This is a genomic window from Rubripirellula amarantea (assembly GCF_007859865.1).
Taxonomy (GTDB): Bacteria; Planctomycetota; Planctomycetia; order Pirellulales; family Pirellulaceae; genus Rubripirellula; species Rubripirellula amarantea.
Genome location: NZ_SJPI01000001.1, coordinates 3793991 through 3819312 on the forward strand (window position 1 = coordinate 3793991; position 25322 = coordinate 3819312).

A 25322-nucleotide genomic window follows, 5' to 3' on the forward strand; every position below is an offset into this window, starting at 1 on the left:
TTTGCAGATTGAATGGGCCTCACACCAGTCAATTGAGCAACCGCCGAGCGTTTGCCGATTGGGCAAAGCTCACGATTAGCCCCGAATGGATTTGGGACCGACTGAGATGAAGACTGATTCACTGCTTGAGCAACTACGCCGCAAATATCATCTGCCTTCCATCCGAAAAACTTCAAGGACACGGCAAGCCCGAAAACGAACCCGAGTCGCGCGAAGACGGTCCACGTTTGAGTCGCTCGAGCTACGACGAGTGCTAGCGGCGGAGGTAACGCTTGTCGGCGACACTCTAGAGGTCCGCGATCTCCCGGGCAGTAACGATGACCTTTCGGTGGAACTTGTCGGTGCAGATTATGTGATCTCCAGCAATAATCCGGTTGCTGTCGTGGGGGTTGCTGATTCCGACTCCAACGCGAACTCCGCCACCGTTGCGAAAGGTTCGATCAATGCGATTAACGTTATTGGATCTGATGGGACGGACTCGTTCACAATCAAGGACGTCGGTCTTGCTTCTCTTTCGATCACGGGTGGTTCCGGCGACAACACACTCATCGGCCCCGAAGCCAGTGGAACCTGGACCATCGCCGGCACCAATGCCGGCAATGTCAACGGTGTAACATTCTCGGGAATCCAAACGCTAGTCGGAAACGATTCGGGAAATCAGTTCACGGTAACCGCCGGATCAACACAATTAAGCATCGTTGGCGGAACCGGTAATGACGCACTTACGATTCAAGCAAGTGGAAACGAAGTTTCTAGCTCGGCTGGGACAGTATCGGTAAGCGGACTTCAGTCGATCAACTTTGACTCGGCCATTGAAACCGTGGTCGTGAAGGACTGGGGAATTCGCTCAACAGATCAAAGCGACTTGCTCGAAGGATTGACAGCGTTGGCGACCTTCGGTGATGAGCTGAACAAATTACGAGGGTTCAACTCAGCCTTGCCGCTCGCTGGGAATGGTGGAACCGATGCAGACACTCCGATGATGTTTACGGATTTGGAAAATCCAGGGCAAGTGTTTCAAAATTTGAAGGACGGTGTGCAGACAGCGTTCAGCTCGGCGGCAACCTCCACTCAATTGGAAAGCTATTTTCTTTCGGATATCGCCGCCAGTGTCGGTGACGCAAGATTGGCGATCGCATCGGATGGTTCCCAGAGTGTGACGGTTGACCTCAGTTTTAATTCAGCAGGCTCGCTGCCAATCCATTTGGCGGGTCAGGAAAACTTGGAACAACAGGGGCTGTACTTCGCTGATGACGCTACGTACCGACTAAAGTCCAGCACCGATTACGAACTTCAATTCGGAATCGATTCGACATCGTTCTATGTTGAGTTTTTGAATGATCAGTTCACCGTCGATGTAGACCAAGACAATGTTTCGATCGATAGCACGGACCTAAGGGTTGGAGTGCTAGGAACGACGATTGATAGTGGGGCTACGTTAATCAACAATGCGACGCTGACCGTTTCAATTTCGGATCATGAAAGCAACGGAAAGAAGCTAAGTCTTAGCGAGCTGCAAAGCCTTAGTGATTCCAATAGTGGCACGTCGATCCGGGATCTTGCGTCAGTCGGTACGCAAGGCAACGTGAACGTAAATCTCACGGTGACACCAACGGCTCAGCCTGGTTTTAATTCGGGGGTGGCCAGTAGCAGTATCCAAATCGGTGGGGCTTCGCTCGATAGTTTTCGAGACATGCCCAATGGCACGCCTATCTTCGCAAGCGATGAAATGCTCGCGTTTGCACGAATGTCGAGTCAAGACTTGATTGATCCGCTTACGCCTTTCTCAGGCTGGTTGAGCGATGTAGCTAAGAGTGGTCACTTCGACGCAAGCCTACCTTTAGTTGATGCCAAGATTGGTGATTTGCTCGACTTCAGCGGGGCACTCGATCGAAGTCTGATCGATCAACTGGGTGAGCAGAGTCGAATCACGGCACTGAGAACGCCACAGATTTCGTCGGGTGTCTCTGCGTTCGACTTGAGCGGCGACGCAACCTTCACGCTTACTTATGAAGGGAAGGACTACGTCGTTCATGTTTTGGACAACAACCAAGACTCGTTAGCGGGGCTTATCGGAGACATCAACACTGCCATTGCCGCAGTCAGCACACCTGATAACGAACTTGCCCAACATGTACGAGCGCAAGCGGTCACATCGTCTGGTCTTGGGACCGCGTCGACGACCGGCGTCATCAGTTTTGGCGCGTTCGTCGATACAGCCATCCCGTCGGACCAGTGGGGTCTCGATACCACGAAAGCCATCGACATCAAGCTCGGTCTGGAAGATCAAGCCGCCGAGTTAGGGTTTGGCGCCGGACGTCGTGCCGATGACGTTCGCCTAAAGTTCGATAGCGTTCAAACGTTTCTAAAGATCATTGCTGACCTGAACAACGGCGTGTCCCTTACATCGTCCTTCGACGCGGCGAGTTCCAAACTCACTTTTGACGTAGAGCTTTCGGAAGAATTGCTTTCCGTTTCCAAACCTTTGATCGCTGACTTGAATCTAGGTGCATTATCGGAAATCAACACCGCCAGCGACGTCGAACTTACACCCTACGTAGATCTTAAATTCCGCTACGGTTCGGATCTGAATCCGATCAGTCAGTCGCGACTGTCGCCGATCGGTGAGATCTCGCAGGGAGGCCAACTCGAAAGCGATGCTTTATTTGAACTGAACATCGATGGGACACCGTACGTCATTACCGTGGCCAAGGATGAAAGCAACGATAGCCTTAGTGACTTGATTGACGACGTCAACACGGCGATTAATAGCACACTGAGCGTAGCCTTGGCTTCGGATATTTCGGCGAGCCTACTCACCCAAACGCTGACCACGGATCCGTCAAGCACGCAAGGGGAATTTCGTCCGCAACTTAAACTCACTTCGTTGGGTGGCAAGTCGCTGGCGATCGATTCGGTTAACGACGTCGCTCGCAAGCAGTTGGGGTTGGACACAGGAAACTATGACGTAGCTGGGGTGAAGTTTTTAAACACCTCGGCCAAGGCTGAGATCGCCACCGGCTTGCATTTTGATGTGCAGATCGGCACTGTGCGGACGAACGGAATAACCGTGGCGGCGGGTCACTACGGAACGCTGTCGGCACTAGCGGACGCAATCAACGTCGCGTTCGGAAACAATGGAATCGACAGTCAGATAAGAGCCGAAATCGCCGACTACCAACTTAACTTCGTACTGCAAGGCTCAAGCAGCGATGAATACGTCGCGGTGTTTGCCCAAAGCGGAAGTGATTTGCTTGAAGTCTACGGCTTCGTCAACGGCCAGTCTGATCGTGCCGACGATCTAGCACCGTCATTCTTCGATGCGAGCGCGTCAAACGGTGTGCAATTGAGCGGAAGTGTGGCCGTAACGTGGACAGCGTCGGGTGCTGATACGGCTCAATACAACTTCGTTGAACTCGATATTTCCGACGCTGCCGCGCAGGGATTCTTCACTCAGAAGAGTTCACTCAGTGACATCGATGCATCCGTCGACGATCTTGTTTCGGTGACGGATCTGGTCGTCACTCGTGGAACGCTTACCGCAGACAACCCGTTGGCTGGTTCCGCCGCTTCGGGAAAACTGACCACCGATGCGACTTTTGAAGTCTCCATCGACGGATCGGATGCTATCCCAGTGTTGGTTAGTTCAATTGCGACGACGACTGCAGCGAATCGGCCTAGCGGATTGGGCGCGAAGGTCTATGAACTCAATGGCGATGCGAACTTTCAAATTGCGATCTCTGACTCGGGCGGTACCAGCAACCATGCAGTTACAGTAACCGACACCGGTGGCAACAAGAACATTGGTGATCTCGTTGAGGACGTTCGATCGGCGATCGAATCTGCTGGCTTGGACAGTACGTTGAGCGTCCAGAGCGACGGTGGGAGACTGCAATTTTCAGCAAAAGAGCCTAGCGATGGGATCACCAACATTGCGATATCCTTTGCCGATACAAACGCCGCAAAGCAGCTTGGTTTTGTCAGTGGCCAACAGCAAGACACCACGGAATTGCTGAATGCGGTTAGCAATGCTTTAGCCACCGCCGGAATTGGCGAATCGCTGGCAGCAAGTTTAGACGCGAACAATCACCTCGTCCTGAGTGCCGCCTTTGGTAAATCGTTAACAATCTCGGTGGAATCGGGCAACACAGCCGCGACCGAGCTCGGTTTCAACGCTTCAGTCAACCAGGTTTTAACACCACCCTTGACGGCGCCGCAGCTAAGCGACGCTTTGAATATCGTCGATACTGCTGATCACGCTTATGTGTCTGACGCCGACTTGAGAACCCTCGTTGATGACTTCGCGACAGCGCATGGCGGCGAGTCGTTGCAGTTCGTGCTAAACATTCCTGCGTTTGTAAGAGGTGAAGTCTCGCCTGGACCCGACGATCGGATTGCGTTTACCGCTACGATGACCGACATCACCGCAGTCGTCGACGCGGCTGAATCGGAACTGGGTCTATCGAACAATCAAACAAGCGAGTACCGACTTGTTGCGTCCAATGAGCTAACACTCGACACCCAGCACCCAGGAACGATCACTGCCGATGCAACTTTCGACGTAACGATTGGCGGTACCAGTCCGACAACGAAAACGATCGAGTTGCGTCGGGGTTTAACAGCGGACAACAAGAACGAATTGGGTTTGGTCACTGACCTCAACGCTGCCCTAGTCGACGTTGGGCTCACCCAAGTTCACGCGGAACTGAGTGAGGGCAGAATCAACCTGCTGCACAAGGACGGCAACAAGTTAACGATTAGCTCCGCTAACGCAGTCGCAACCAACGAATTGGGACTCAGCAATGGCGATAGTTCAAGGCAAGTGCTGCAAACCTTACCCGTGACAACCACGGGTGGAACCGACGGATACGGACGACTTGGTTCCACAGCGATCTTTATGATCGCCATCGGATCGGGCGCCGCGCACACGATTACTGTTTCCCGAGAATCCACACTCAGCAACACTTCCAACAGCGACTTGTTAGATGATGTACGCGATGCCTTGAGTGCAGCAAGTGTCTCGGCTTCGGTGCAAGCAGAGTTGTCTGGTTCTGACCTGAGGTTTGTGAGCGTATCACCAGATCAATTGCTGACCGTTCAGGTTCCGCAGCGAGCCGACGTTGCCATCGAGTCGGTGTCGAAGAACATTTTTGACAAGTTGACGGGAAGCGATGTCATAGAGACGCTTCAGTATGCCAGTGATGTACTCTCGGCATCGGTTTCGGCTGACGACGATCCCTTGGATAACTTTGTAAACTATCTAAAAGCTTCATTGCCGTTCCTGGGGATCAAAGGCAACGAGCTAAATGACTACGACGATATCTTTGCGTCGTTGATCGTAGGTGCAGATAGTGCTCAAGCGACCAGCCTTCAATCGCTCACTCGTGCTATCAACGATCTATTGGCAGTCACGTCGGCTCCCGATGATCCGGATCCCAGCCATCCTGGCATCGCGTTTACGTTCAACGAAGACGTGTTGGAGTTCGAGTTGGTCATCGTTCACGATGCCGCTCGCAAGGCAAAGTTTGGTGTCGACGCGTACGCGCTAGCTGAGCTGGCCGATGGCGGCATGCCGAGCGCGCTTGACGACAAGCGGGTATTCATTTCTGATGCTCTGAACATGCTCGATATGACGGTGGAATCAACCGCCGTGGTGGATCTCAGTTTCGAGATCGAATACGCGGCAGTGGAACCGGTCGTTTCCATGGTGGATCCGTCTTCTGTTGAGATAGAGTTCAGTACGAACTTCACTGATCTCGATTTTCAAGCCGGTGTGGGACCCGTCAACTTGTACGTTAAGGATGGAGCGATCCGTTTTTCGGGATCGCCTGACGGTACCGGAGACGCCAAGTACATCGTTGACTTCGCTGGTCCCCTCACCCTAGACGGTCAAGAATCGCTAGATCCAATATCTGAATTCAGCGTGGATCTTCAAGGTGCAGCTCGCATCGAGCTTCCGCTCTACGGTACGTCATCGGTTGACTCGGGATTGGGGGCCGGAGCGCCGACTCCGCTCGTGTTTGAAGTCGGCCAATTGTCAAACTTGATGGACGAGTCGGGCAATCCTGTTCACATTCCCAATCCCGATGATCTTCCCGATCTAGCGGAAAGTGTTGACAGTCCGCTGAATGAGTTGCTGTCGAATCCTGAATTTCTAATCAACGGTCTAGACCGCGTACTGGGCACCCTGCAGACGTCAATTGAGACGCCGTTTGCTGCGCTCGAGAACCTGCCGCTTGTTGGTGACCAAATCATGGACGCGGTTCAGCCGGTTCTTGATGAGTTCAACGACATGCGCGTCGAGGTGCGTAATTTCCTTGAATCGAAATACGCAGCGGCGGTAGGCGAAGGAAGGCACGGAGGAAACGTCAAGCTGATTCTGCAAGAGGCCCTGTTCGACCTGTTTGCGGGAAGCGAAGACGGTGGCAATGCAAACGGCACGGTTATCGACGGTAACGACGACGGGAAGGGCCCGCGACTCGGTCTGTTGAAGGACCTGATCACCGATGGAAACGGCGTCAAAGATTTCGGCGACATTCTTCTTATTGATGGAGGCACCGATTTTGCTGAATTCGATTTTCACATCGGTCAAAGCTACACCATCGCGTTGCCTTTTGAGCTCGGGTTTGGAGTCGCAAACCTAGGCCTCGACCAAATTCTTCCCAACTTTGGCTTCAATGTCGATGGCGGTGAAGGCGTGACCTTCGAACTGTCTTGGGATTTTCGTTTTGGGTTTGGAGTCAGCAACGAAGAGTTGTTCTATGTGAAGACAAACCAGACCGAGAATATTGCCGATCCAACTTCCGACGAAGTAGCCGAACTTGTTCTCGCCGCAGATGTGACGATTCCAGGTTTCAATTCGGACATCAACCTGGGATTGGCGGGCGCATCAGTTAGCGACGGTGTCGCGAGTTCGACTCGCATCACCAGTGCCGGACAAATCAGCCTCGCGGATACTATCTTTGGTAACGGTGAAACCGGGTTAGAGGGATCGTTTGAAATCGAGTGGGAAAAAGCCAATGGAGATAAAGGTACGTCCACGTTCAGCAACATTGGCAGCGGGTTAGCAGGCGGCGGAACGTTAGCGGCTCTGGCATCACCGGTCAAAGTATTGCGTCTGATCGAACAACTCAACTTACAACTTCTTGACCTCACTTCCGGCGGATTCGTCGCCACGCCGGACTTGAGCGTGATTGACACCGAGAACCCGGGCTTTGGGATCCGCATTACTTCGCGAGATCCAGAGATCGTACACATGACAATCAACCCGACCTCGGGTAATGATTTCGGATTCTTGCCTGGTCAAGCTGAGGACCAGCGTTCGATCGGACTTGGGTTTTCGGAAGAGCAACTCGCAACCGCCGGGGTCATCACGGCAGAAAGGGTTGCACCGGTCGATGGTGTTCTTGCTCAGGATTCGATCATCACGCTAACGGTCGCAAACACGGAAGTACCGGTTGTGCTTCGTCAGTCGACGTTGCTCGATGAGGTAAGCGATCCAGATGGCACGAGGACTTTCGACGGTGTAAGCGACGTCGAACTTGACAACGATGTGATCAAGATCGACGCCGGCAACTTAGAAACCGGCGATGAGGTCTATTACGGAAACACTGCTGCCTCGGGGAACGAAGTGGTTCCGCTGGTCAAAGGCACGCGATATTTCGTTATCAAGGTATCCGATAGCCGTATCAAGTTGGCTGAATCCAAGGCCGACGCTGAAAGTGGTACCGCGATTGACTTAACCGAACATGGCAAGGATTCGCCGACGGTTCATACACTGACAACGACTCTCACCGGTCAGGACGCTCTTATCTTTCAGCTTAACGAGCAGATCAATCTTGCGATGGGGGAAGCTGGATTTGTATCGGCCGACGGCGAAGTGAAAGCTACCTTGGAAGGATCCAAGATCAAGCTGACCGGCACGGAATCGACGGCGACGCTGGAAAAGGTCGAATGGAGTCGGTTAGACATTTCTCGCCTTGGCGTTGCGTTTTCGATCGATCTAAAGGACCCCAGCGGCGATGGGCGTTTGTCATTGCCGGAGATTTTCTCTGATCCAACGGAGTCACTTTCGGTAGTGTTGTCTACCGAAGCGCAAGCCAGGTTTAATGTTCAGACAAACTCGAACCTAATCACTGACTACGTGGAAGGACTCATCGGTTTCGGTGGTCTGGGACTGCCCCAAGTCGAGTTTGACTTTAAGGCGGACTTCGAGGGAAGCGTTGATGCAATAGGCGACTTCGATCCGGAGTACACGATCGACGGTTTCCAGTTCGCCAACATCCAAGTGGATGCCGGGGAATTACTGAGTACGCTTTTGGCACCTGTGTTGACCGGCATTCAAGAAATTCTTGGTCCAGCGCTCGATATCCTCGGACCTTCCGTCGATGCGACCGAAGGATTCCTCAATAAGCCGGTTCCAGTGCTTAGCGAGATTTCCAGCCTGCTTGGGATCTCAAACAATTTCTCGCTGTTGGATTTTACCGGGAACAAAGACTCCATCAACTTGTTCCTTGACTCGATCGGCAATCTGATCGAGTTGATTGATGCGTTCAACGACATCGACTTTAGCGATGGCCCGATCATGGTGAACTTGGGCAGTTGGGAATTGGTGTTCGACAAGAAAAGCCCGTTCTACTTCCCGAAAACGAAGTTGCCGGTTCCTGTTGAAGTGGTTGACATCTATGCCGAGTCCGGCAGCCAAGACGATGCCGTCAAAGCTCTGTTGCAGTTACTTGGAATCCGCGCCGACGGTACTTCGTCGAATGAGCAGACCGAGGGCGGATTCAAAGTTGATATTCTCGATCCATCGAACATCTTCAAGCTCATTGTCGGCGATACGTTTGACATTTTCAGCTTCAATCTTCCGAAGCTTCATCTTGAACTTGGTCTCGACGTTGGTTTCGACTACGACATTCTTGAATTTGCCGTAGATGGTGGTTTGACCGCCGATGTCGACCTCAGTTTTGTTTATGATTCGACCGGTCTTGACCGTATCATGGACGCACGAAGTCAGGGATTAAAGCCTGACTACTCTGACTTGCTCGACGGATTCTATGTCCGAACGATCAAGGGGCCCGAGCTATCGCTCAACGCGAACTTCACCGGTGGTGGTGCGGTTGATGTTCACATCCCGCCTTTCTGTATCGATCTGGGGATCTTCGGTGATGCCTGTTTCCCGCGATTCGATATTTTCGTCGTCAACGCGAATGCGCATGCGAACTTTGAATTGGGTTTGGACCTGCGAGATCCCAATGAGGATGGAGCATTAAGGCTCGACGAAATCTTTGCGTTGACCAACGACTTTCAAAATCCCGAGAACTTGTTCTATCTGTTCGATATCCTCGCCAGTGCCGATTTCGGTTTTGGTATACGCGGTCGAATTCTCAATGTCGGGCTGAGTACCGACGACCTTCCCATCGACGTGACGAGCATTAGCGGCACGTTCTCTGCGCAAGATTTCTTTGGAAAGGCTCTTGGGCTACCCAACCCGTTTGCGCCGATTCTTGGTGAAGTAATTGGGGCCAAGGGACCTGGAAGCGTTGTCGATGGCGGCAGTGGAACCATCACGACTGTGTCACCAAAGTCGACTCGTGTTCTCCGAATCAATGCCGGCGAGTTTGACTATGCACGCATTCACGATGATACCGATGACAGCGACGGAGTGACGGGATGGTCGGTCTCGTATAGCGGTACGTCGTTGATCATCAGTGATGGGAAAGGCAACACAACTGAAATCGACACCAGTGTGACTCCGGTTGATTCAATCGTTTTCCGTGGCAGCGACGCGGACGATTCTATCGACTTCAGTGGTGTGCCGGCGTCAATTTCCGTTGATGCTCGTGGTGGCTTAGGGAAAGACCACATTACAGGCGGGGCTGGCGCTGACATCATTCTTGGTGGGGATGGAAACGATACGATCATCGGAGGTCCAGGCGCCGATGCACTGTATGGCGACCATGGCAATGACCTTTTGCAAGGGCAAGCCGGAGAGGATTTTCTTATCGGCGGACAAGGCGCGGACACCCTTGAAGGCGGATCCGGTGGTGATCAGTATCTTTACGGAACGACAAGTGGTGACCGTCGGAACTTTGGTGCCGATACGATTACCGAAGACACCGACACGACGTTCAGAGAAGGAACCATCCTGAACATCAATGATGTGCGTGACGAATACGCCTATGTTGTCGGAACTGGCACTTTTGTGCGTGAGCACTCAAGCGATGCCATGGACATCGAAGATCTTAGTTACGATACCGGCGTGATTCGGGTAACCGCTGCAGATCACGGATTGCAAACCGGCGATAAGGTCACGATTGCGGGCGTGGAAGGTCCGCCAAATGTAAATCTTCTCTATACCATCACAAGAATCAACGACAGTACGTTTGATTTGCAAGGTTCGACGGTTCCTGACGTTGGACCAATCGTGATCACCGTCCCTGATCACGGACTTGCCATCAACAGTGTGGTGCATAACGTGACGGTGACGGGTGTCGGTGGCGTGTCGAACGCCAATGGTACTCATTCCATCGAGGTCGTCGACGCCAATACGCTACGGATCCAGCAAACCGGTTCGTCGCCAATGTTTATCGGTGGCTATGAGCGAAACAATGGTGCCGGATTCATTCTGGTGCCGTCCGATCGAGCTCAAACCGATATCGACAATGATAAATCGGCTGCCCTAAAGCGAATTTCTGATACCGTCGATTTCACCAGCCTTGCTGGACGCGATTCGATGACGTTTGCGCTTACCAACAGTGGTGCAACGATAACCGTTGGCAATGGTGCCACTTCGGTCAACATGGTCACGGTTACTAACCAACAGGTCGAAACCTACTTGGGTGGTCGAGGCGATGACACCTTTAATGTCACCGGCACAAACAACCATTACGTCCATCTCGATGGCGGCGAGGGATCTGAAGAATACTTCGTGCAAGTCAGCGACGATCTGCACGGCGACATCTTTGTTCACGACTCGGGGTACGTCACCCGTGCTTCGGACCGGTTGCTCGTTTTCGGACGAGACAGCGCGACGGCCGACGAAATCGGGCTTACCCGCCAAAAGATTACCTATGCCGCGGGTAAGGCAATCCAGTACTCGCCCGAAGACAACGTCACGAATGCCGATACACCTAGCGGTCTGGAAAAGCTCCAAATGGACCTGAAGGCTGGCGATGACGTATTGAACGTGCAGGGCACTTCGGACGAAATGGAAGTTATGCTCCATGGCGATGCGGGAACGGACACCTTCTATGTCGGTGTGATGGTGGGAGATGGCAACGTAAATCCCCCGGCCGGCAATCTGAACGACATCAATGGAATCGCTAAGAATGATGATGGTCCAGGCCCCTTGGTCATCAACGGATTCAACGACGACCCTGATGCGATTCCCGGTGCTGACGATGCCGACGTGCTGTACGTCATTGATGCATCGGATTCAATCGACAACGTCGCGGACACCGCTGGCAAATTAACAGCCAGCACGATCACGGGACTGGGCATGGACGTCGGAATCGAGTACTCGGCGTTTTGGCATTTGGAAGTCCGACTCGGACAAGCGACGGACGAATTTGAAGTCGAAAGCACACATCGTGGTACCACGGCCGTATTCGGTGGATCGGGAGCCGATGCAATCGATGTTACTGGTACGGGCCATCTAGCGAGCACGCTTGAAACCGTTGTTCCATCTGACATCTCGATTGTTCAGACGGTCGTTGGCGTCGGGGCTACTTCATCCGTTCAAACCATCACGGTCGACGAAGTGGGCGGCGGCTTCTTCCAACTTGAATACAACGGTCAGACTTCGGATCTGATCTACCATGACATTGAAGCAGACAACCTGAAGGAAACATTAAAACAGATCGGCACCGGCGATGTCGCGGTAGAAAAGTCACAGGTCAATGACAAGCTAACCTACATAGTGAGTTGGACTACCAGCGGGCCGAAGTATTCGCTTACATCTGCCGCTGTAACCATTGATGATCTCGCCAGCAAGCGAATCCACATCACCAACACCGACGGAGTTAAAAACAGCGTCGAAGAGACGGTGACGTTGTCGTTTGCCGCAACCGCGGGCTATTACACGCTTCAGTTCGTCGATACCGATGGCACCGAGACAGTCCTCGGTGCCGAAGATTCGGCGGTGCTTCCGTTCTTCGACCTTGATCGTCGATCACGAGAGTTGCATGATCTTGGTGACCCTAAGTTCGCAACCTTGGCGGAAGCCGAGGTCGAAGCGGTGACAGAAGCGAGCAAAGCGATCCGAACCGCGATCGAAGGATTGCGTTTAGTCGGTTCAGGCTTTGTCGATAGCGTTACGCACTCGGGGAACAGCTTTACCGTCACGTTCAAGAAAGACCTAGGCGACTTGCCTCGTCTGATTGCCGTTGAAACATCGCTATTAATTGACGGTGACGACAACGCCGACACCATCAATATTCAATCCATTGACGCCGCTACGTTCGTGCATGGTGGTGATGGTGCCGACTCGATAAACGTCAATATCGACATCAACGCGGCGGACGTGGTGATTGACGATATCGTTGGCCCGCGTCCAGATCGAGCAACCATCAATGGCGTCAACGATTTGTTGTCTATCGATGGCCAAGGGGGCGGTGATGACTACTTTGTGTACATGTTTGGCGGCGAAACAAATTCGTTGCTCAATTTGTTTGATTCAGGTCGACCATCTGATGGTACCGACGTTGGACGGATTGTCGGGACGAGCCAAGAAGACCTCTTTCTGTTACGTGCAGCGGTCGCCGATGGAGGACTAGCATCGGTTTCGATGATCAAGCCAACGGTAGCCGCCGACGCAATGCGCCCGAGCGATGAACCTTTGGATGTCGAGCGAGTTAATTATAACTCTGGACTAGACTCGCTCGAAATCTTCGGCCGTGATGGTGATGACCGCGTGGCTGTGGACGACACTCGCGCCGACATCAAAATCTATGGTGGCGAAGGCAATGACTTTTTCCAGGTGGGACAGCTCTATAAGTCCCAACGAACCAACGCGGCTGGCATTCCTAACGCGGATGTCTTTGCGACGATCGAAACCACGCGAGGTTACCTTTCTAATGGCAACAGCAGTCCACTAACCATCCTTGGTGGTATCGGGGACGATGAATTCCTTGTCTATCACAACCTAGCGCCGTTGCAATTGTTTGGGAATGCTGACAACGACACTTTTCTAATTCGAGCGTTCGCACTTGTGGGATCCCAAGAAGACCTTCGCGATCGCACTGATGTCAGTGGTGGTGCTGGCGCTGACTTGATTCAGTACGCGATCAATGCACCGGTCAACATCGATGGCGGCGACGGTTTCGATACGATCATTGTGGTGGGAACTGAATTTGGCGATGACTTTGTCGTCACTGAAAATGGCATCTTCGGGGCCGGCCTCAATATCACGTTCGTGCGTGTTGAGTCAGTTGAAGTCGATGGTGCGGAAGGGGACGATCGATTCTTCATTCTTGGTACCGGGGCCAATCTGATCACTCATGTGACTGGCGGACTCGGAAGCGATACCTTCAACGTCAACGGGCCAACTCCTGATATCATCAGCAACGACTTGCTCGGACACAGCGGTTTGGTTTCGCATTTGGTCGAAAGTACCGATAGCGACTATGCCGGCGTCAAAGTGGAAGGCATCTCTGCCAACGTTGCCGACGACGATGAGCCAGCGATTCGAATTATCGTTTCCGATGGATCGTCGGTGGTGTCCCAAGGCCAGAACGACACCGACAACTACTTCATCGCGCTAACTCGCAAACCAGAAAATGGTGCGTTCGTAATCGTGAAAGCCATCGCTCCTCGAGGGTTGCGATTCAAGCGTGTTAACGGACAGGACGCCGTTGATCCCGATGGCGCTACGTTGACGTTCACCGAAAACGATTGGCACATTCCTCAAGAAATTGTGTTTGAAGCCGACGAACGGGGAACCGCTGCGGTGTCAACGATTACTGAGGGTGAGCCAGGAATTGACGAAGTCCAGGTACTTACTGTCGATGCCACTCAAGGAACGTTCCGGCTTAAGTTCGACGATGGAACGCCCGGCGGGCAAACAACTGCCGACATTCACTACGACGCCGATTCGCGAGCGATTGTAGCGGCGCGAATCCAAGAAGAGCTCAATCGCCTAACGGGAATCACGGTTAATGTGGGCCCGGAAGTCAATGGAACCGTTTCAGCGGGCAGCACGGCAACCGAACTGGTTGACAGCACAGCCGACTTTATCGTCGACGGCATTGAAGCAGGCGATATTATCTTCAACGTTTCCGATGGATCGTCAACGAAGGTGATATCGGTGGCCGGCGGTCAGTTGACCACCGGACCGCTCAGTGGTGGAACGGACAATGTTTGGGCGTCTGGTGATATTTATGCGATCGAAAATCGTGAGCTTGATGGAACGTCGAGCTTTACGATTACGTTTAGTGATCCCGCAGCCACTAACGTCCCCGAGCTGAGTGTTGAGTTTGAATCCTCAAGCCTTGTTGCTAACGATATCACCGGAGTGGCCCCCGGATTCATCACCCATGATGTATCCGTAGAGAACGGATCACAGGGAATGGGTGACACTATTTCGGGGCTTTTCGTTGAAGACGATGTCGAAGAAGGGTCACGATTCCTAAATGTATTTGGTGGCCTGCCGACGTTTATCACCGACCAAGGCAACAATGCTCTTCGGGGGGCGACGATCAAAATCATCGCTGGTACCGGCATTGGGCAGAGCCAGTTGATCATCGGGAACAGCTCAACTGAAATCGAGGTCGCGAATCCTTGGGGCACTGCGTTGGATAATTCCAGCCGGATCGAGATCCTGCGTTACTCCGGCGTGGTCTTGCCAGTTGTCCTGGTGCAGATCATTGGCGATGACGGGCCTGCACTCGATGTGCGCGAAAGCGATGGAGGAACCTTCGCCGTGGAAGCTGCGGAAATCCATGGCTTCTCGGGGGACGGCGACACGACCTTGGGCCTGATCGACGCGGTAACCGTTTCTCTGGCTCAAGATCCGGGAACCGATGTGACAGTCGACTTGAACAGTGCAATTGCCTCGGTGCGTACTGAAGTCGAAGGTGACTTGGCGACTCAAGAGGTTCAAATCATCGGACTTGAAGCCATGGACGGCACATTCACGGTGAACGGCAGCAGTCCTATCAACTACGACTTGTTTGATCTGGATGCGGTAGCGGCATCAATCCAGACCGCATTGGTCGGGACCACGGTGACTCGCGCGGGGTCGGTATTCACGGTCACCTACAACGCCCCGGGTAACCAGCCTGAGGTGGTGCTCGATCCGACCAGCTTGAACGGTCAGCTCGAGTTTGCAGTGGAAGACGGAGCGGGCGGATACGTCAAGGCAACGAACCTAACGTTTGCCAACGGAACCTGGAACGATGTTCAAACCGTCTACGTGATCGGACGCCAAGACAACTACGTCGAAGGACCTCAGAAATCAACCTTCACGCTAACCGCAGGGGCAAACTATGCCAACGCTACGTCTTCAGTGATCGTTGATGTTGCGGATGACGAAGTAGCAGGTGTGCTGGTCTTGCCTTCAGGTGGCACGACCAATGTGATTGAATCGGGAAGCGGTGGCGGCGGAGTTACCGTCGCATCACTTGGAACCTCGGGCTATGTCGAAGGAAGAATCGACAACACTTCATCCGTCGATCGCGATCGCTATACCGTATCCTTGGTGGCCGGCCAAACATACCAGTTCTCGATGCGAGGAACTTCGACTGGTGAAGGAACGCTGCAAGACACCCAGTTGCGGCTCTACGACGAAACAGGTGCCGGTGTTGCCGACGACGATGATGGTGGGCTCGATTTTAACTCGCTGCTTCAGTTCACTCCGAGTGCCACGGGCGTCTACATTTTGGAAGCCGCGGCGTACGCCGACGCCGGCAACGGAACCTACACCTTGACGTCTTCGGTCGGGCAAGTCCGTGATGAGATCGTAACCGAAGGCGAACAGCAGCAAATCAAATTGCGATTAGAAGCCGGCCTTGAGTACACGTTTGATTTGAAGGGTGACGATACCGACGACGGTACGATGCGTGACCCTCTGCTTCGCTTGCTAGGTAGCGATGGTGAACTGATCGCTACAGACGACGATCAGGGTGACGATCTCAACGCTCAGATTATATTCACGCCAACATCGTCGGGTATCTATGTACTCGAATCAGGCGCCGCGGACTCGGGGATCGGTAGCTACACGCTGAGCTGGACGAATGGACCATCGAGCCTGGAAGAGTACAATGTTCAGGAACTCACCTTTAACGCGAGTGGAGTGTTCACTGTATCTTGGGACGGTGACGTCAGCAGCGACATCACGTTTGACCCCAACGATCTTAGCCAGTTGTCCGATGACATCGTAGACGCGGTCAACTCCCTACCAAGTGTCGTGGCTGCCGGTATTACCGCAGTGCCGTTTGGGAGTCCGCAACCGGGCGAAACGCCTTCGATCACTATCCGATTCACCGGGGCAACCGATCCGGTCGAACTGTTGCACATCAACGAGTCGCGACTCATACAGTCCCCTCCCGAAAGCTTCACTCAAGACGACTATCAAATCGTTCTCACCAAAGCGCCAGCATCGGGTGAAACGGTCACCGTGAACTTGGTTGCCGACCCTACACGGACACAACGTGGTGCGGGTGTTTTCGGTATTCGCAGCTTCACGGAACAAGTCGAACTATCGGGCGATGGCGGGCCGTTTGGTGTGACCAGCAGCTTGACCTTCACGTCGGGTGATTGGTTTTCACCACAAACAGTCGAAGTTCGAGCCAAGTACGACGACTTTGTTGATGGAGGAGATTCCAAGTCATTCGCTACGCAGTTCAATCAAGCCAATTCGATCGAAGGTCCACTCGTAATTACGGGCGGGCTCAGTTCCGACCGAAGCGACGATCTAGAACGCGAGCCTGTCATGTTAGCATCGGAAACCAACAACAAACCAGCAATCGGCCAAGTCGTCGGGGCGGACTCATTCACGATCAACATCAATGTCGGTGAACAAGTCGATGGAATCGCAGAGATCGCAACCGCCACCGATGGAGGAGACGAAGGTGTCGGCAATGTCGCGACCAACACGGTTGGTGGTCCCGGCGAACAAGCGGGCTCGCTCATCAACGAAGTCCAGGTATTGGTGATCGATGCCGTCAGTGGTCGATTCCAGCTCAGCACCAGCGAAGGCGGGGTTACTCAAACGACTTCCGATATCGTTTTTGACGTTGACGCACTTAGTACGACGACTGCTGATCAAATCGAGGCTCAGTTGAATCTACTGACGGGCATCGAAGTTGAAGTCGAAGGTAGCGGAGCGACGTACTTCATCACCTATATCAGTCCCGCAGGCAAGGATGTCGAAGAACTTGAATTCATCAATGTCGATCTCACTCGCACCGGAGGAACGGTATCAGGAACTGGTACCGGTCGCCGATTAACGCTCTACGGAAATGCGGGAACGTTTGACCTTAGTGTCAACGGTGCGGCGATCACATCCATTGCTTACGATCCCGCCGACACCAGCATAGCGATCCATATCAAGGACGCGATCAATGCTGTCGTGCCGGGAAGCGTCGTCGAAGTCACCGGCTCGGCCGGAACATACGACATTGAATTTGCAAGCACACCGAGCTCATTGTCCGTTGACGCAACGAACTTGCAGTTGAACGAAATGCAAACGTTGCTTTTGGACGCAAGCAGTGGTTTCTTCCATCTTTCCATCGACGGCGTTTCATCATCGGCACCGATACCCCATGACGTTTCGACCGCCGATTTGGCGACCGCGATCGAAGCAATTCAAGGTGGTGCAACAACGGTTGACGTGTCAGAAAGCAGTACTGGCAACGTTCGTGTATTTACGATCAACTACACCTCGCCGGTAAATCAAGACATCCCACAGCTCAGGATCATCCAAGATTCGACGCCGCTGAAGCGGACTGTTCTGGAAGCTTTGGAAAGCAAGTTCGACAAGACAATCTCGTCGCCGTCGGACTTGAGCACGCTAACGATCGAGATCACATCGGGCGATGCGAAGAACAAACTGAGAGTCATTACTGGGGGTACTGATCTTGGTGGTGGACTCTATCAACTGACCGTGGGACGACCGTGGCAGGGCGGGCTGACTGGCGATATTCCGACCAGTGCAAGCACCTACACGATCGAACCAACGAACGAAAATTTGCTGGTCGACGAGAACGAAGAAACGGACATCCTTTACGTCAACGATACCGACAGCGTGGTATCGACTCCGTTGCCGGCCGGGGACTTCCGCGTCACGTCCGATCAATTGACCGGGCTAGGCATGGCGGGCGATCAAGTGATCGGCGGTGAAACTCAGTCCGGCGGAATTCGCTACGGTTCACTTGAAGAGTTGATCGTCAACCTCGGCACTGGCGACAATCTAGTTACGATTGAAAACACTCACCGCGGTGCAACCACGATTAACGCAGGGCGTGGCGAAGACACCTTTGAAATTCGAGGTGTCTCGGGGCATACGTACATCAATGCAGGGCCCGATGCGGACTCAATCGAGGTGACCAATGCCGGTTTGCTCAATGGCATCGGAGGTTTGCTCACGATCACGGGCGACATGCCTGAGGTGCAGGTGGTGACTCTAGGGAAAGGTTCCAAAGCGGACGCGGCCGCCTATGTCGATTCGGTTGACGAGCAACAGCAGTTTACCGTCAACGCTACCGGTGGAACTTACACGCTAACCTACGTTAGCCAAACCGCGCTGATCGACACGCTCACCGAAGGCGGTCGTGGTGCGAATGAAGTTCAAGAGCTCATCGTAAATGCTCGCGGCGGCGATTTTTCCTTGACTTATGACGACGGTGGAATTGTCCGGACGAGTTCCGCGATCTCGTACACGCTGGGGGACGATGTTAATATTGCTGCGGCGATACAAAGCGAACTGACAACGTTACTTGAGGGAACTCACCTAGGCGCCAGCGTCACGGTTGGAGCCGGGCCGTTTGGATCGACCTTCCTGATCACATTCACTGGCTCGGCAAACTCGGGGGCGGGGGATCTGCGAGTGGATGGTTCCAACTTACACAACCTCGGTAAGATCACTACGACGACCCCGATCGCCTACGACGCCAGCGCTGCGGATGTCGCAACGGAACTTGGTTTACTCGATGACATCGGTAGCGCCGTAAACGTTGAAGTCACCAAAGCCGGCCCGAACTATCGAGTGCGATTCGTTAATGATCGCGGTGCCCAGGATGTTCAGCTTCTTGCCGCCAACTCGGTCAACTTGACGTCGGAAGGTCCCATCGACCGGTTGGTCATTGATAACACGGCGGACACAGCCGACCGAAACGCGTTGTTAACAAGCACATCGCTAACGGGCGTCGGGATGTTCAGCGTCAACGAGATACAAACGTTGCGAATTGACGCCACGAGCGGAACGTTCCGTTTGTCGCATCAAGGAGGCACGGCGACCTCGGATTTGAACTACAACGTAGATGCTCAAACGCTGCAGGGTGCTCTCGAAGGACTCGACAGCATTGGTGCGGGCAACGTTCGTGTCGATCGCGCTGACGATGTGTACGTCATACGTTTCCGTGGAACCTTGACCAATACTAACGTTGATGCACTGGTCGTTGACGACAACAGCCTTGTTCGAGAAGAAGACGTGCCCGGTGGAACGAGTGAGGCGATCCTGGGCAGCATTGAAGTTGCAACTCGCAATGAGGGTGTGACTGCCGAAGCAACCAATGAGACTCAGCGACTTGTCATTTCCGCAGCGACCTCGGGTACCTACACGCTTGCGTTTGGCGTTGCGGCCAACGTGACTAGCGATCTTCCTTTCGACGCCGACGCTGGTGACATTCAGCTTGCATTGGAAACCCTCGACGGGATTGCTGCTGGCGACATGGTGGTTACCGAGACAAACGTTGGTGAGTTCACGATTGAATTCGCTGGGGAATTATCGTCAACCGATTGGAATGCGTTGATGGTAGCAAACTCGACGGACGGTACTGTCGACGTGTCTACGGATGTCAATGGATCGGATTCCGCTCGCGACGACCTGCAAGTTCTAACCGTCAATGCCGACAGCGGTACATTCACGCTGACGTTGCAGGTTCCAAGTTTGACTCGCCCGTTCACTACCGAACCCATTGCGTTCGACGCGACGGCTGAGGTGGTGCGTCAAGCTCTTCAAAGCGCGTTGGCTTTTGAGTTGACGGGAGCGGTCGACCTGAGCAAGGTTGCGGAAAACTTCAAAACTGATTTCACTGTTTTGAAGATCGATCGTACTTACTTGATCGGCTTCCAAGGAAAGACGCGGCAGATCAATGCTGGATCAGGCGTCTCCTACGTCGTCGTCGATGAAACCGGATTAGGGCTCGATGGTGGCGCCGGCCAAGCCCGTGTCGTCACTCGGATGGAAGGTATCAATTACTACGGGATTGAGAACATCGACCTTCAACTCGGCAGTGGTAGTGACATCGTGAGCGTCCAAGGGGTCAGTCGTGGCAGTTACAAGCTAGACCTTACCGCGCGGACGACCACCAACATCTCCCTAGGCGACAACAGCACGACCGGTCAGCTCACCGAGCACGTTTTCGTTTCTTCCGATGCGGACTTAGACAATCAAACGATCTTTCAAACTGAAGGTCTGGCAGACGCCTTTGATTTCCTCACCGGTAACGTTGACGATATCAACGGCGACCTGAACTTCGACTTCGGAACCGGAAGTCACGGTTTAATGATTAGCGATGAAGCAGCCGTGGTCGGGGATACGGATGTTGTCATCACCGACGTCGAGCCATCGGCTTTAGGGAACATGACCAGTGCCGCCGATGGAGCTGAGATTTGGGTAACGGGATTGAACTTTGGCGGAATCAGCTACGCCGTCGATCCAACGGGTGATCTCTATCAAGGTGTTTCATATTGGACGGGGTCGGGTGGCGACAACGTTACTGTCGATGGCACTCATGCACGTTTCCTCGGCAATGGGCTCGACCAAACGACAACTCTGCTGAACACAGGATTAGGCGACGACGAGATTGTCGTTGACTTGCAAAGTGGTGAAGATGATGTTTTGGTTTTGCACGTTGCCGGCGGATCAAGAACTCCGACACCGGTCAGCGACCTAGCCGTCGGTGAAACCGACGATGACATGATTGACGCGACTACATCCACCTTGCCCTTGGTGATTTTCGGTGGACTTGGCAGCGACACTATTGATGCGGGGATCAGCGGCGATATCGTCGTGGGCGATCATGGACGAATCCAGTATCGAGACAGCAGTTCGCAGCCCAACAACCCTGTGATCGTGTCATCACTCGGCTTTGGCGGACGTGGGGATATCATCAGTCACATCCGAGGCACACTTGACTTGATTACCACGACGGACCCGAATCGCGGTGACGTGGACACAATCTTCGGCAATGACGGCGAAGACATCATCTTTGGTGGCACCGCGGGCGATATCCTTCACGGAGGAAACGATCGGGACGTGATTCTTGGTGACCACGGCAAGTTCGATTCACGATTACCGACGCAACAGCCTTTCGTTCCTCTTCATATTGGTGTGGGCGATGGCGGTGGCGATGACTTCATTTACGGTGATGCTGGTGACGACGTTGCGTTTGGCGGTCAGGGAAATGACGAGATCCACGGCGGCGATGACGACGATGAAATTGTGGGAGGCACCGGCAGCGACACGATTTTTGGAGACGCTGGTGATGATATGATCTTGGCCGATGTTGGACAAATCTTGCGAGATGTTAACTCTGACGATACGCCTCAGTTGAACTCAAACGGCAAGTGGCATCGCGATCTTGTGACCGAGGATATTGGACGAGTGATCGACATCATTCCAATGGATCCCACCGGATTGGCCAATCCGCCGGCTGATCTTGCCGCTCGATTGTTAGCGGCCGATCGAATCATCCTGTCGAGCATTCAACTGCCTTCGGGGCAAAAGGCCATCGACGATGCGAGCGGTCAATGGCAAACGGTTGCGTTGTTGATCGATCTCGTCGACCCCGATGACGACATCGTCGATGGTGGCGAAGGAAACGATATTGTTCTTGGCCAACGCGGCGATGATTCGATTCACGGTGGCAACGGTGACGACACGCTGATTGGTGATCACGGAATCAATAGTGCACCGATGGAAACCGACTTTCCTCAGATGCTCAATGCAATCCGTATCGTTGGTGTCGACTCTGGTGCCAGCGCTATGTCAGGTATCGAGCTGAGCATACCCCAGGAAGGTCATGTCATCGTGCCCGAGTTTGTAGCGGAGCCGGGTGACCTCGTTGCCGAGCGACCTCGTTGGGATCGAGTGACCACCGTTAACTCGGTGCTATCGAGTATCGCCAATCAAGATGCGATCGAGACTGGCGACGACCTGCGGATTTCGCCCGCCATTTCAATGACTCCTCACTTTATCGGGCATGCGGGCGATCTTGATGGCAATGATCAAATTTACGGCGATGCGGGAGCTGATCTACTGTTTGGTGACAAGATGCTTGTCAGCAGCAAACTTGCGACTGGGCTCACGCCGATCGACGAAGCGACTGAAGCGGCCGCCGCAGCCGTCGCTGGAGTCATGCATGCACTCGAGGGCTTGGCCCTTGACCAAAGTGTCGTCCACTACGAGATCGATGGCCTGACTAATGGGGAAGTCACCATCAATGTCGGCAACGACACCCTTGAAGGTGGCGATGACGACGACATGTTGGTTGGCGACAATGCAATCTATCAATTGCCTGACGCTCGAACGACACCCGGTGCTGGAACGACCACTGAAAACGCCGTCTACCTGCAGCAGTTCCTTGCCGATCTAAGAACGCTGGCTGACGATGGGTCTCATTTGGTCACAACCGCGTACCTGGGCGTCATCGATCGATTGTTGGCTGATGCTCAGGCAACTCGCCCCACACTTCCGGCCATCAGTGGTAACGCTGTCGAATACGTGCAGCACCACACGTTGATCGTTGGGAACGATGTGCTGCGAGACGGATTGGGGCAAGACACACTTGTGGGTGGCGATGCCGTGATCGTGGCGCCATTGGTAACCGGGACCGTCACTGATCTGCCGCAGACCAAAGTGGTAGCTGAGCTGACTGCCGAAGAGGTGGATGCGTTGGAATCTCAGTTGCGTGCAGCAGCGTCGGCGGACGCGACCGAACTTGCCGATCGACGTGAAGCCCGTTTCTTGAAAATTGGCGAAGAGCTTGCCTCGCGAACTCCTCTGGATCGTATCGCTTTCGTTCCGTCGCTCAATCGCGAAATTGACAACGACGATATTGCCGGAGGCGACAATGATGATGTCGTGGTTGGTGATTTCGCTGTGATCGCGACTCCGTTAGTACAGAACGCGCCGACGACGGACCAAGAGCTGCGAGATTTGGACATCCATGTGGAGGCTCTGGTTGATCAGATTTCCGAGGCCGCTCGAAGTCGCGTTCCCGTGTCGTTCGATAGCCATCTAGGAAGAAGAACGCATGCTGCGTCGACTACTGATTCGCTTTCACCGGAAGCACGTCACGACTCGATCGCAGGCAGATGGCAAATCGGCGAAGATCAGATTGCGGGTGAAGATGGCAATGACACGTTGTTCGGTGACAACGTGGCAATCGTCACACCCATCATGATCAACGATCCGGCCCAGCAGGTGACCTTGCGGCGCACGTCTTACCAAGTCGGCTATCTGGAAGACGCGATGCGAGAATTCATTGATAACCCCTCGCTTTCTCGTGTCGATCTGAACCTCGACAACGACGTGATCGACGGCGGAGAGGGGAATGACCTGTTGCAAGGGGCAATGGGCAATGACGAGCTCGACGGACGCAATGGAGATGATACGCTTTTGGGTGGCAATGGCGACGACATTTTGCAGGGCGGAGCCGGCAACAATAGCGTGCGTGCCGACGGTGGAAACTACCCGCGACTAGACGTCAGTGACGCGTTAGGTGTTTACGAGTTCACAACGATCAATCCCACCACCAAGCAACTTCTGCTTGATGCCGCGGTGGGCGCAGAATCGCCACTGGGTTGGGACGTCGTGCCGGGATCATCCGGAGACGATGACGATTCGACTCCGTTGACTCCGCCGGAAGAGCGATCGGTTTCGATTTCTGCTTCCACCACTGCTTCGACCGTGTTGTCGGGTTCTATCCAAGCGGTTACCGGGCAACCTATCACGTTGACGGCCGCGATTGACACATTGCCGACTGGCGCGACCGAACGCATGCAGTGGGAGATTCGAAATGGTGCTGGTACGTTGATCGCGTTGGGAAATGGTTCGGCATTTACGTTCACGCCGAGCCAATCGGGTACGTTCACCGCAACCGCGATCGGAAGTGATGACGCGAACGGCCAAGGAACTGCCAGCTTAACGATCGAAGTCTTGGACAACAGAACGCTCGAGGATCCAGCCGACCCCGGGAAGTTTATCCTGGTTGTCGGAGGCACGTCGTTGAAAGACGACATTCGCCTGAACGATGTTCGCTTCAAGCCGGATTCAGTCGAAGTTCGCCAGCAGTCCGGTGACGGTGAATGGGTGCACGTGGTGTACGACAACATCAGTCAAATTCAGGTGTTCGGTGGTGAGGGAGACGACGACCTGACGTCGGATCGTCAACTTGCAATTCCAGTAAGACTTTATGGCGGTGCTGGAAATGACAAGCTTCGTGGCGGTACCGGAAACGACTACCTCGATGGCGGTGCTGGTGACGACCGTGTGTTTGGCGAAAGCGGCGAGGACATTCTCGTTGGTGGGCTAGGTGCCGATCGGTTGGACGGTGGACGTGGTGAAGACCTTTTGATTACCGACCGTTTCGACTGGGACGATGCCGATTCACTGCTGAGTCGCTGGGCCGACACGGGAACCACCGTAGCAGATCGAATGACCGACCTAATTTCAGACCTATCATCTTCGATTACCTCCGACGGAGCCGATGACGATTCCGATGGTGACAAGGGGATAGATTGGTTCTTCAGCGAGTTCAGCGACAAGGTGCGGGCCAACGCGCGAGACCTCGATGTAACGACGCGGTTCTGATTCGTGACGACCGTTGGATGCAACGACAATGAGTTCATCATCAGAACCAGTCGCTCGCGATTTGCCGAACAGAACGTTTAGCGTGCAGTCGACTACGAGGGGCTGGCGCTACGGTTAGCGATGCCGGTTGAGATCGCGTTCAAGCTGGCGATGAATTGACGAGCTACCTCAGGTGCGATTGCGGCGTTCTGGGAAGACATCGCAAACTTGGTAGACTGAAAGTTCGATCAACGAAATAGACATAGCGAAGGTTGGACTAGTGAAGCCAAGTGAATTCAGGAAACAC

General features: G+C 53.7%; 1 protein-coding gene. It reads left to right on the forward strand.

The window, feature by feature from the left end; all coding sequences use genetic code 11:
* The first annotated feature begins 106 nt into the window (after positions 1-106).
* Entirely contained in the window at positions 107-25036 is a 24930-nt protein-coding gene (locus Pla22_RS13725) for a hypothetical protein (RefSeq protein WP_146515115.1), read from the forward strand.
* Positions 25037-25322: the final 286 nt, after the last annotated feature.